Source organism: Paracidovorax oryzae ATCC 19882 (assembly GCF_000687165.1).
Lineage (GTDB): Bacteria > Pseudomonadota > Gammaproteobacteria > Burkholderiales > Burkholderiaceae_C > Paracidovorax > Paracidovorax oryzae.
On record NZ_JMKU01000010.1, the window covers coordinates 204,909 to 217,076 of the forward strand.

Annotated in this window: 10 protein-coding genes; 8 read left to right on the forward strand and 2 right to left on the reverse strand. The window is 70.5% G+C overall.

Translation table 11 applies throughout. The annotated features are described in order from the left end of the window. The first annotated feature begins 112 nt into the window (after positions 1-112). From T336_RS0110585 to T336_RS0110600, 4 genes are all read left to right on the forward strand, one after another. Positions 113-1,099, forward strand: coding sequence for a Bug family tripartite tricarboxylate transporter substrate binding protein (locus tag T336_RS0110585; RefSeq protein ID WP_026432519.1), 987 nt, complete (start codon positions 113-115; stop codon positions 1,097-1,099). A 151-nt stretch (positions 1,100-1,250) separates the two neighbouring features. Beyond that, a complete protein-coding gene (locus T336_RS0110590; RefSeq protein ID WP_035225706.1) occupies positions 1,251-2,507 on the forward strand; it encodes a CaiB/BaiF CoA transferase family protein in 1,257 nt (418 codons plus the stop codon). A 19-nt stretch (positions 2,508-2,526) separates the two neighbouring features. Further along, on the forward strand, positions 2,527-2,946 hold the full coding sequence (locus T336_RS0110595) for a cupin domain-containing protein (RefSeq protein WP_026432521.1): 420 nt from the start codon (positions 2,527-2,529) through the stop codon (positions 2,944-2,946). Further along, positions 2,946-4,109 carry an acyl-CoA dehydrogenase family protein gene (locus T336_RS0110600; protein WP_026432522.1) on the forward strand — a complete coding sequence of 388 codons (1,164 nt, stop codon included), beginning with the start codon at positions 2,946-2,948 and terminating at the stop codon, positions 4,107-4,109. Before T336_RS0110595 ends, T336_RS0110600 begins: the two co-directional genes overlap by 1 nt. A 21-nt stretch (positions 4,110-4,130) precedes the next feature. Here T336_RS0110600 and T336_RS0110605 read toward each other — a convergent pair whose 3' ends face one another. Both T336_RS0110605 and T336_RS0110610 read right to left on the reverse strand, forming a co-directional pair. After that, on the reverse strand, positions 4,131-4,925 hold the full coding sequence (locus T336_RS0110605; protein ID WP_019701036.1) for a GntR family transcriptional regulator: 795 nt from the start codon (positions 4,923-4,925) through the stop codon (positions 4,131-4,133). A gap of 8 nt (positions 4,926-4,933) precedes the next feature. Continuing rightward, positions 4,934-6,649 (reverse strand): glycerol-3-phosphate dehydrogenase/oxidase, encoded by a 1,716-nt coding sequence (locus T336_RS0110610; RefSeq protein WP_026432523.1) that lies wholly within the window; start codon positions 6,647-6,649, stop codon positions 4,934-4,936. A 236-nt stretch (positions 6,650-6,885) separates the two neighbouring features. Between T336_RS0110610 and T336_RS25020 the strand changes: the two genes are divergently transcribed. From T336_RS25020 to T336_RS0110630, 4 genes are all read left to right on the forward strand, one after another. Continuing rightward, the gene (locus T336_RS25020; RefSeq protein WP_051647117.1) at positions 6,886-8,427 is read left to right on the forward strand and encodes an FGGY-family carbohydrate kinase; all 1,542 of its coding nucleotides are present in this window, start codon (positions 6,886-6,888) and stop codon (positions 8,425-8,427) included. 68 nt (positions 8,428-8,495) lie between these two features. Continuing rightward, on the forward strand, positions 8,496-10,268 hold the full coding sequence (locus T336_RS0110620) for a thiamine pyrophosphate-binding protein (RefSeq protein ID WP_026432524.1): 1,773 nt from the start codon (positions 8,496-8,498) through the stop codon (positions 10,266-10,268). 49 nt (positions 10,269-10,317) lie between these two features. After that, on the forward strand, positions 10,318-11,415 hold the full coding sequence (locus T336_RS0110625) for an ABC transporter ATP-binding protein (protein ID WP_026432525.1): 1,098 nt from the start codon (positions 10,318-10,320) through the stop codon (positions 11,413-11,415). 1 nt (position 11,416) lies between these two features. Continuing rightward, positions 11,417-12,168 (forward strand): ABC transporter ATP-binding protein (locus tag T336_RS0110630; protein WP_026432526.1); only part of this gene is annotated, 752 nt, incomplete at its 3' end.

Sequence of the window (12,168 nt, forward strand, 5' to 3'; positions counted from 1 at the left end):
ATTCGCAAAAGCTATCGCACGCTTCAACGATTGAATTGGACGCGAATGGATGGCGCCCCCAAGATGCCTTCCAGGCCCGGGCACAGAGGCCGCATTCCAGGAGACAGATACCATGCGCTTTTCCCATCCCCGCGCCCTCTTGCGGGCCTGCGGCGCCGCAGCCGCGCTCGCCGCCACGGCGGCCCTGGCGCAGGCGCCCGCCTATCCCAATGCGCCCATCACCCTCATCGTGCCCTTCGCCGCGGGCAGCGGCACCGATGCCGTGGCGCGCACCGTGGGCCAGAAACTGTCCGAACGCCTGAAGCAGCCGGTGCTGGTGGACAACAAGCCCGGCGCCAACGCCCAGGTGGGCGCGGTGCTGGCGGCCCGTGCCAGGCCGGACGGCTACACGCTGTTCATGACCACGAACACCTCGCACTCGGCCAACCCGGCGCTCTACACCAGCCTCAAGTACGACCCCATCAAGGACTTCACGCCCGTGGCCCGGGTGGGCGAGCTGCCCTTCGCGCTCGTGGTGAGCCCGGCCCTGCCGGTCAAGACCCTGCCCGAGTTCCTCGACTACGCCCGCGCCCATCCCGGCACGCTGAGCTACGCCACGCCCAACAGCACCTCGCTGGTGGCGATGGAGAGCATCAAGCACATCGCGAAGGTGGACATCCTGGGCGTGCCCTACAAGTCCAGCCCGCAGGCGCTCACCGACCTGCTGGGCGGACAGGTACAGGCCTACGTGGTGGACCTGGGCTCGGGCAAGACCATGCTCACGGGCGACAAGGTGCGCACGCTGGGCATCACCACCGCCCAGCCCTCGCCCCTGCTGCCGGGCGTGCCGCCGGTCGGGCAGACGGTGAAGGGGTTCGACCTGACCTCATGGAACGGCATCTTCGGCCCGGCCGGCATGCCGCCCGCCGTGGTGCAGCGCCTCAACACCGAGCTGCAGGCCGTGCTGGCCGACAAGGACACGCAGGACAAGCTCGCGCAGATCGGCTTCCAGGTCTGGCCCAGCAGGACGCCGGAGGAGTTCGCGCAGTACGTGGCGCAGCAGCTGGCGCACTGGCGTGCCTTGATCCAGCAAGCCGGTATTCAGGCGACAACCCCCTGAGCGGCTGCGCCGCTTCCCCCTTCTCTCGGCTTCGCCGGGAAGGGTGACGACGCCAGCGCGGCGGGGCGGCCCTTGCGCGGCGTCCGCTGGACTGGGCCGCGCGCTTGCGCAGGCCGTGAGCATGAATGAGCGCTGCTCAATGGAATACGACATGAAAGACTCTTCTTCCCCTGCTCCATCCGCTTCACGCACCGGTCCGTTGGCGGGCGTGCGCGTGCTCGATCTCACCTCGGTGATCATGGGGCCGTTCGCCACGCAGATCCTCGCGCAGCTGGGTGCGGAGGTGGTGAAGGTGGAGACACCCGAGGGCGACAACATGCGGCATGTGGGGCCGATGCGGCATGCGGGCATGGGGCATATCTTTCTGCATGCGAACGCAGGCAAGCAGAGCATCGCGCTGGACCTGAAGCACCCGGATGGGCGCGAGGCGGCGCTGCGGCTGGCCGAGGGCTGCGACGTGCTCATCAGCAATGTGCGGCCGCAGGCGCTGGCCCGGCTGGGGCTGGACTACGAGGCGGTGTGCGCACGCAACCCGCGCATCATCCACGTGAGCTGCTGCGGCTTCGACCAGGAGGGGCCGGACGCCGCGCGCCCCGCCTACGACGACCTGATCCAGGGCGCCACCGGCATTCCGTGGCTCATGCAGCGCTACGGCGCGCCGGAGCCGTCGTATGCGCCCACCACGCTGTCGGACCGGGTGACGGGCCTGCACGCGGTGTACGCCGTGACGGCGGCGCTCTACGCCCGCGAGAAGACAGGCCGGGGCCAGGCGGTGGTCGTGCCGATGTTCGAGGCCATGGCGCAGTTCGTGCTGGGCGACCACATGGCGGGCCTCACCTTCGAGCCGCCGCTGGGCGAGCCCGGCTATGCGCGCCTGCTCACGGCCCACCGCAAACCCTACGCCACGGCCGACGGCATGCTCTGCGTGCTGATCTACAACGACAAGCACTGGCGCAGCTTCTTCGCGGCGATCGGCGAGGACGGCGATGGAGGCCTGGCGCACGACCCGCGCTTCGCCACGCACGGCGCGCGCGCAGCGCACATCGACGCCGTGTACGCCGAGGTGGCGCGCATCCTGCGCACCCGCACCACGGCCGCATGGCAGGCGCTGCTGGACGCGGCCGACGTGCCCAACATGCCGATGAATTCCCCGGCCGACCTGCTGCACAACCCACAGCTGCGCGCCACCGGCTTCGTGCACGGCACCGAGCACCCCACCGAGGGGCCGATGCACGCCATGGCGCATCCCACCCGCTGGTCCGCGACGCCCCCGCAGCGCAGCCTGCCCCCCGCGCCGCGCCTGGGCGAACACACGCGCAGCCTGCTGGCCGGGGCCGGCTACACGCCCGCGCAGATCGACGCCCTGCTCGCGCAGCGCGCCTGCCGCGCCGCCGGAGACGGCGCATGACCCTCTTTCCCACGCACGCATGACCGCCATGACCACGACTGTTTCACCCTCCCGCTACCTGGTGCGCGCCGCCCAGGTGCCCGGCTACCAGCCCGCCAACCACCACCACACCGTGAACCAGCGCCTCATCGGCCCCGAGACCGTCGGCGCGCGCCAGATGGAAGTGCTGCTCGGCACCCTGCACAAGGGCGGCGGCGCGCTGCCGCACGCCCACCCGGGCATCGAGCAGGCCTGCTACCTGCTGGAGGGCACGGCCCGCGCCGAGGTGGAGGGCGAGTCCTTCGACATGGTGCCGGGCGACATGTGCTTCTTCCCGGCCGACCGCATGCACGTGTTCACCGTGACCAGCGACACGCCCGTGAAGCTGCTGGTGATCTACAGCCCGCCCTACGGCGAGTCGCCCGACAAGGTGATCCGCCCGGCCACGAAAGGCGCATGATGGACTTCGCGCTCTCGCCGGAACAGGAACAGATCCGCGATGCCATCGGGCGCGTCTGCGCGCCCTTCGACGCCGACTACTGGCTCGCGAAGGACCGCGATGGCGGCTTCCCGCACGACTTCCACCAGGCGCTGGCCGATGCCGGCTGGCTGGGCATCGCCATGCCCGAGGCCTACGGCGGCGCGGGCCTGGGCATCAGCGAGGCCGCGCTGATGATGCACACCATTTCGGCCACGGGCGCGGGCCTGTCGGGCGCCTCGGCCGTGCACATGAACATCTTCGGGCTGCACCCGGTGGTGGTGTTCGGCACCGAGGAACAGAAGGCGCGCTGGCTGCCGCCGCTCATCCAGGGCCGCGACAAGGCCTGCTTCGGCGTGACCGAGCCCAACACGGGCCTGAACACGCTCAAGCTGAAGACCCGCGCCGTGCGCCAGGGCGACCACTACGTGGTGCACGGCCAGAAGGTGTGGATCAGCACCGCGCAGGTGGCCAGCAAGATCCTGCTGCTGGCGCGCACCACGCCGCTGGAGGAGTGCCGCGGCACCGAAGGCCTGAGCCTGTTCTACACCGACCTGGACCGCAGCACGGTGGAAGTGCGCGAGATCGAGAAGCTCGGCCGCAAGTGCGTGGATTCCAACCAGGTTTTCATCGATGGCCTGCGCATTCCCGTGGAAGATCGCGTGGGCGAGGAAGGCAAGGGCTTCCAGTACATCCTGCACGGCCTCAACCCCGAGCGCATCCTGATCGCGAGCGAGGCCGTGGGCCTGGGCCGCGCGGCGCTGGCACGCGCGGCCGGCTATGCGCAGGAGCGCGAGGTGTTCGGCCGTCCGATCGGGCAGAACCAGGGCATCCAGCACCCGCTGGCGCAGTCGTGGATGGAGCTGGAGGCCGCGCACCTCATGGTGCAGAAGGCCGCCTGGCTCTACGACCGGCACCAGCCCTGCGGCGCCGAGGCCAACGCCGCCAAGTACCTCGCGGCCGAGGCCTGCTACCACGCCTGCGAGCGCGCCATCCTGACCCACGGCGGCATGGGCTACGCCAAGGAATACCACGTGGAGCGCTATATGCGCGAATCGTGGATCCCGCGCCTCGCGCCCGTGAGCCCGCAGCTGATCCTGTGCTTCATCGCCGAGAAGGTGCTCGGCCTGCCGAAGTCGTACTGACCCCTCCCGGGACGCCAGGCATCAGCCGATGCGCACGTGCAGCGAGGCGAGGTCGGTACGGAACAGGGCGTAGTAGTACTCGATCGGCCGCCCGCTTTCCGACAGGGCGCAGGACTCGATCGCCAGCAGCGGGCTGGAATGGGGGATTTCCAGCAGGTCGGCCTCTTCGGGCGTGGGCGTGACCGCCTCGATCCAGCGGTCGGCACGCTTGAAGATCAGGCCGTACTGCTTCTGCAGCACGTCGTAGAGGGAGCGCGTCTGCAGCGGCACCTGGTCCAGCCCGGGCGTGAGCTGCTCGGGAATGCTGTGATGCACCAGGATGCGCGGAATGCCATCGACCATCTGCACGCGCGACACCTCCACCACCCGGGACTCGATGCCCTCGCCGGCAGGCAGGCGCAGGTGCCGCTGCGCACGCTCGCTCGGCAGGCACGACTGCTGGCGCAGCACGCGGCGCGTGATGCGCTTGTGCCGGTCCAGCAGTTCGCCCGAGAAGCCCACGACCGAACCGACGAAGTTCTGCTCTTCCCGCCGGCCCGATACGAAAGCGCCCTTGCCCTGGCGCTTGTAGATCACATGCTCATAGACCAGCTGGTTCAGCGCCTCGCGCACCACCGTGCGCGACACGCCGAAGCGTTCGCACAGCTCCTTTTCCGAAGGCAGCGGGGCGTTGGCCGGCAGGGCGTTGTCGCTGATCATGCGCAGCACGGACTGCTTGACCTGGGACCAGAGCGGCCCGTGGGCCTCGGTGGACTGCGGGGGGTGGGCGCTGGCGCGGGAGGGGGCTTTCGGGTCGGTGGCTTGCGGATCGGTCATCGGGCGCGTTACGCGGGTGGCAGGGAGGGATCGCCCATTTGTACACCATGGCGTTCGCGCAGCAGCGTCGCGGTGGCGGCAGTCTCCTGCTGCATCCGCTCTTTGCTCCAGCCCAGTGCATCGCCCACGCAGCGGGCGATGGCCTGCAGAGCGAGCGGGGTGCAGCGCCCTTCGAAGGCGATCAGCGTGCGGCGCAGAACCACGTCGGCCAGTCGCCCGACACGCTGTTCGCGGGCGATGTAGGCGATCTCGCCCACGGTGTAGCCGGGAAGGTCGGGAATCGGCTGCAGGCCGGTGCGTGCGATGGCATCGGCCACGCGCTCGGCATCGCAGCCATGGCGGGCCCAGAGCCCTTGGGCCACGGTCCGGCCAAGCCCCGGCCTGGCGGCCAGCCTTTCGATGCGTGCGGCCTGCTCGGCGCTCTCGGGCCAGTCGCGCGCGCTGCCGATGCGCAGGCCGGCCGTGTCCACCCGGCGCCGGCGCTGCATGCGCGCCAGCACGGCGTCGGCGATCTGCGCGGCGCAGGCCCGGTAGGTGGTCCACTTGCCACCCACCAGGGTCAGGATGTCGTAGGGGCGCGTTCCCTCGGCCGGCAGCACGCGCAGCGAATGGTCGCGGCTGATGGCACCGGCCACCACGCCGTCGGCCGCCGGCAGGGGACGCACGCCCGCATAGCTGAAGACGATGTGCCCGGGTGCGACGTCGATGCGCGGCAGAGCCACGCGCAGCTCCCGCAGCAGGTAGTCGATCTCGGCGCCGGTGCAGCAGGCATCGTCGGGGTCGTCGGTGCGGATGTCCGTGGTGCCCAGCAGCACCAGGTCGGGCCCCACGGCATAGGCCAGGCAGATGCGGTGGTCGCCGGTCTCGAAATACAGCATACGGTCGCCCAGCTCGCCCGCCAGCGCGGCATGTCGCAGCACCAGGTGCGAGCCGCGCGTGCCGCCGATGAAGCGGTGCCGCACGTCCAGTCGCGCATCGACGCGGTCCACCCAGGCGCCGGTGGTGTTGACCACCAGCCTGGGCCGCACGGCGATGGCTTCGCCGCCGATCTGGTCGCGCAGCACCACCTCGGGGCCGGCGCCGGATTCCAGCGCCAGGTAGGACACGGCCAGCGCCTGCGGGCAGTCGCGCTCGGCATCGGCGACCAGCTCCAGCGTCAGCCGCTCGGGGTGGACGAGCCGCGCGTCGAAGAATTCTGCGGCCAGCCGGGTCCGTGGCGATATCGACGGCATGGCGGCACGCATGTCCGCCCCGCCCACCAGCCGGTGGCGCGGCACGCCGCCCACATGCCGGCCGAACCAGTCGTAGAACACCAGGCCGAGCTTGGTCACCAGCGCCCCCTTGGCGCCGGGGGCGCGCGTCCAGCCGAAGAACCGGCCCGGCGCCCGCAGCAGCCCGGCCCACCAGCTCGACAGCGGCACCCAGACCGCGAGCGGCACCACCAGGTGCGGCGCGTTGAGCAGCAGGCGGTTGCGCTCTTCCACCGACTCGCGCACCAGCGCGAATTCGCCCGTTTCCAGGTAGCGCAGGCCGCCGTGGACCAGGCGCGAAGGCGCGGCGCTGGTGCCGCTGCAGAAATCGCCCTTGTCCACCAGCACCGCGCCCACGCCCTGGGCTGCCAGATCGCGCAGCAGGCCCACGCCGTTGATGCCGCCGCCGACGATCAGCACATCGATGTCGGGCTGCGCCCGCACCTGGTCCAGCAACTCGCTCCGAAGACGCATGGCTCGTCTCTCCTATCCGGGGCTGGCGCCCCAACTTGTCATTACATATTCAAGACATGCTCTTGAACGGATGCGGATGATGACGCGCAGCTTTCCCGAAGCATGCTAGCGAAAGTACCTAGAAACAAGTGCCATCGACCTTATTGACGCGCAACAGGCCGTCGATAGACTTCCGATCCAGCGCAAGAACAAGCCTTAACTTGTAATAACGAGTTAGGCAAAAAAGGAGACAAGACATGACCCAATACCTGTTGGGACTGGACGCCGGCAACACGATGACGAAGGCGGTCCTGTTCCACCTCGACGGCAGGGAAGTCGGCGTGACGCGGCGGCGCAATCCGATCTCGTTCCCGGCCCCCGGCCACACGGAGCGGGATGCCGGCGCGATGTGGCGCGACCTGTGCGAGGCCGTCCAGGAGCTGCTGCGGCAGCACCAGGTGGATGCCGGCGACATCGCCGCGGTGTCCGTATCCGGCTACGGCGCGGGCCTGTATTGCGTGGACCGCCATGGCCAGGCGGTGCGCCCGGGCGTCATGTCCACCGACAGCCGGGCTGCGCAGATCCTGGCCGGCTGGGAGCGCGACGGCCGCGCGCTGCGCAACGGCCAGCGCATACAGCAGCGGCTGTGGCTGGGCCAGCCCGCGCCGCTGCTGCGCTGGCTCTCGGAGAACGAGCCTGCGGCGCTGGAGGCCACCGACACGGTGATCTTCTGCAAGGACTACATCAGAGCGCAGCTGTGCGGCGAGGTATCCACCGACATCACCGACGCCGGCCTGGGCGGCCTCATCGACGTCGCCACCGGCACCTACCCCGACGCTTTCTACGAGGACCTGGGCCTGCAGGCCTGGCGCGGCAAGCTGCCCCGCATCCACGGCAGCACCGACGTGGTGGGTGCGGTGAGCGCGCGCGCCGCCACGCAGACCGGCCTGCGCCAGGGCACGCCGGTGGTCTGCGGCATGGTGGACGTGTGCGCGGGCGCCATGGCCTCGGGCGTGGCCGCGCCGCACCAGCTCAGCATCATCGCGGGCACCTTCAGCATCAACTCCACCCTGCACGACGCGCCGCGGCTGGACACGCTGCCGCTGCTGCAGATCGCCTACCCCGTCGCCGGCCGCTACCTGGCGACCGAGGGCTCGCCCACCTCGGCCAGCAACTTCGAGTGGTATTGCAAGACCATCCTCGGCCCCGATGCGCTGGAGGCCGCGGCGCGGCGCGGGGTCTCCATCTACGACGCCTGCGCCGAGCACCTGGGCGCGGCGCTGCAGAGGCCCAACGACATCCTGTTCCTGCCCTTCCTGTTCGGCGGCCCGAACGGCGCGCCCGCCGGCTTCCTGAACCTCAAGGCCGGCCACGACAGCTCGGACATCATCCGCGCCATCTTCGAGGGCATCGTCTTCGCCCACAAGCTGGACATCGACGCCCTGCTCCAGGGCCGCGACCGGGCCCAGGTCAGCAGCATCCGGCTGACCGGCGGCGCCTCGCGCAGCGCCGTCTGGTCGCAGATGTTCGCCGACGTGCTGGGCCTGCGCGTGGAGGTCACCCAGGGCGGCGAGGTGGGGGCCCGGGGCGCCGCCATGTGCGCGGCCATCGCCATCGGCGCCTATCCCGACTTTCCCGCAGCCATGCAGCGCATGGTCCATGTCGAGCGCGTCCATGAACCGGACCCGGCCCGCCACGAGGCCTACGCGCGCAAGTTCCGCGCCTTCGGCCGCGCCGCCCGCTCGCTGGCCGAGCTCTGCAGCGAGCCGCAGGACGAACGCCAGGCGCTGGCCGCCTGAAAGCGGCGGCGCCGCCCGCCCCGTCCTTCCTTCTTCCCCTTTCTTCTCTTGTCTTGACTGGAACGACCATGAAACACGTTGGCGACCTGATCGCGCAGATGCTGCTGGACTACGAAGTGGAATTCGTCTTCGGCATGCCCGGAGGGCAGACCACCGCGCTGCACCAGGGCATCGACCGCCTGAGCCCGCGCATCGAGCACATCCTCGTGCGCGACGAGCGCAGCGCGCCCTACGCGGCCGATGCCTATGCCCGCCTGACCGGCAAGCCCGGCGTGTGCGACGTCACCGTGGGCCCGGGCGCCACCAAGCTCACGGACGGCATCGTCGAGGCCTACAACGCCTCCATCCCCATGGTCTGCATCGTGGGCGAACTGCCGGTGGACTGGGTCACGCTGCGCCACAAGGGCGTGGCCTCGCAGGGCTTCGACCAGCAGGGCTTCTTCCAGAGCATCGCCAAGGCGACCTTCATGGTGCCCAGCGTCACCGCCCTGCCCGACATCGTGCGCTCGGCCTTCCGCATCGCCACCTCGCCCCGGCCCGGGCCCGTGGTCATCATCGTCCCCCACGACGTGATGGACGCGCCCTGGGACGGCACGGACATCCCGCCCGTGGACGCGCGCTGCGTGCGCTCGCCCTCGATGCGCTACCGCCCGGAAGACGCCGAGCTGCGCCGCGCGGCCGAACTGATCGCCCGTGCCCGCCGTCCCGCCGTGATCGCGGGCGGCGGCGTCCATGCATCCCGGGCCGCCGAATTGCTGACCACGCTGTGCGACCGCATCCAGCCGCTGCACGTCTCCAGCCTCTCGGGCAAGGGCAGCGTGCCGGAAACGCGCCCCTACGCGGCCGGCGTGCTCAACCCCCTGGGCAGCGAGGCAGCCATCCAGCTGGTCAAGGAAGCCGACCTGCTGATCTGGTGCGGCAGCAAGGCCAGCCAGAACACCGCCATGAACTGGACGCTGCCGCTGGCCGGCCAGGCCAACATCACCATCGACATCGACCCCACGGAGCACGGCCGTACCTTCCAGCCCACGGTGGCGCTGTGCGGCGACATCGGCGCCACGCTGGAAGTGCTCAACGCCATGGTGGATGCAGCGCCGCAGCCCGATTGGCTGGAACGCATCGCCGCCGTCAAGGCCGAGAAGCAGGCCCGGCTGGACGCGGAGAAGGCCAGCACCCAGCTGCCCATCATCCCGCCCGCGGTCATGGCCGGCATCGCCAGCCGGCTGGGGCCCCAGGACGTGGTGATCAGCGACGCCAGCTTCTCCGCCGGCTGGATCGCCCAGTACATCCCCGCCACCGAAGTGGGCCGGCGCTTCATCTACGCACGCGGCCAGGGCGGCCTGGGCTATGCCTCGCCGGCGGCCATCGGCGCGGCGGCCGTGCTGCGCGGCCAGGGCGGCCGGGTGGTGACGCTGGCGGGCGACGGCGGCCACTCCTTCGCCATCGGCGAGCTGGCGACCCTGGCGCAGAACGGCATGCGCGTGGTCAACATCGTCATCAACAACGGCACCCTGGGCTGGCTGCAGATGTGGCAGGAAGCCTTCTTCGAAGACCTGCGCAAGTCGGTCGATCTGGCCATCGGCAGCAAGCCCGACTACGCGGGCGCAGGCACCGCCATGGGCCTGCTGGGCATCAAGGTCGCGCACCCCGAGGACATCGGCGCCGCCCTGGACCAGGCCTTCGCGCACGACGGGCCCAGCCTGGTGGAGATCCTGATCGATCCCGCCGCCACGCCCATCCACAGCTTCCGCCGCCGCCGCGAATCCGCCGGCACCAAGGCCCCCGTGCGCCCCGGCACCGTGTACGAGCTGCGGCAGTGGAAGCTGGCGAGCGACCTGTAAGCCCTGCGCACCTGCACAGAGCCCATCGCTTCAACGACCAGGACCGTCCATGAGACTCTCGCTCGAAGGTGTAGCGCAGCGCCACGGCGCCGCCACCCACCTCTATCCGCTGGACATGGCGCTGGCCCCGGATGCCGTCACGGTGCTGTTGGGCGCCACGCAGGCGGGCAAGACCAGCCTGATGCGCATCATGGCGGGGCTGGACACGCCCACGGCCGGGCGCGTGCTCGTGGACGGCGCCGACGTCACCGGCATGCCCGTGCGCGAGCGCAACGTGGCCATGGTCTACCAGCAGTTCATCAACTACCCCTCGATGACGGTGGCGGCCAACATCGCCTCGCCCCTGAAGCTGCGCGGCGAGACGCGCTCGGACATCGAGGCCCGCGTGCGCGAGCTGGCCCAGCGCCTGCACATCGACATGTTCCTCGAGCGCCTGCCCGCCGAGCTCTCCGGCGGCCAGCAGCAGCGCGTGGCCCTGGCGCGGGCGCTCGCCAAGGGCGCGCCGCTCATGCTGCTGGACGAGCCCCTGGTCAACCTCGACTACAAGCTGCGCGAAGAGTTGCGCGAAGAACTCTCGCAGCTCTTCGCTGCCGGCCAGTCCACCGTCGTCTACGCCACCACCGAGCCGGCCGAAGCCCTGCTGCTGGGCGGCTACACCGCCGTGCTGGGCGAGGGCCGCCTGCTGCAGTACGGCCCCACAGCCGAGGTCTTCCACCACCCCTGCTCGCTGGACGTGGCGCGCGCCTTCAGCGACCCGCCCATGAACCTGCTGCCCGCGCAGGCCGCGCCTGGCGGTGTGCAGTTGCAGGGCGCTGCAGGGCAGGCCGGCCCGCTGCTGGCCGTGCCGCTGCCCGCCGGGGCGGCCGCTGGCGCGCTCACCGCCGGCGTGCGCGCCAGCGCCCTGCGCGTGCAGGCCCGCCCGGGCGACCTCAGCCTGCCTGGCACCGTGGAGCTGGCCGAGATCTCCGGCTCCGACACCTTCGTGCACGTCACCACCGCCGTGGGCAGCCTGGTGGCCCAGCTCACGGGCGTGCACCACTTCGAACTCGCCGCGCCCCTGGCGCTGCACCTGGACCCCGAGCAGGTCTATGTCTTCGGCGCGGACGGCCTGCTGGCCCGCTCGCCCGAGCGCCGGGGAGGGCGCTGAGATGGCACGCATCAGCCTGGATCTGGCGCATTCGTACAAGCCCAACCCCCAGCAGGACAGCGACTACGCGCTGCTGCCGCTCAAGATGGAATTCGAGGACGGCGGCGCCTACGCGCTGCTGGGCCCCTCGGGCTGCGGCAAGACCACCATGCTCAACATCATGTCGGGCCTGCTCGTGCCCTCGCACGGCCGGGTGCTGTTCGACGGGCGCGACGTCACCCGCGCCAGCCCCCAGGAGCGCAACATCGCCCAGGTGTTCCAGTTCCCGGTCATCTACGACACCATGACCGTGGCCCAGAACCTGGCCTTCCCGCTGAAGAACCGCAAGGTGCCCGAGGCGCAGATCCGCCAGCGCGTGGGCCAGATCGCCGAGATGCTGGAGATGAGCCACCAGCTGGACATGCGCGCGGCAGGCCTCTCGGCCGACCAGAAGCAGAAGATCTCCCTGGGCCGCGGCCTCGTGCGCCAGGACGTCGCCGCCGTGCTCTTCGACGAGCCGCTCACCGTGATCGACCCGCACCTGAAGTGGCAGCTGCGCCGCAAGCTGAAGCAGATCCACCACGAGCTCAAGCTCACCCTGATCTACGTCACCCACGACCAGGTGGAGGCGCTCACCTTCGCCGAGGAAGTGGTGGTGATGACGCGCGGCCGTGCCGTGCAGGTGGGCTCCGCCGATGCGCTCTTCGAGCGGCCGGCGCACGTCTTCGTGGGCCACTTCATCGGCTCGCCCGGCATGAACTTCCTGCCCGCGCA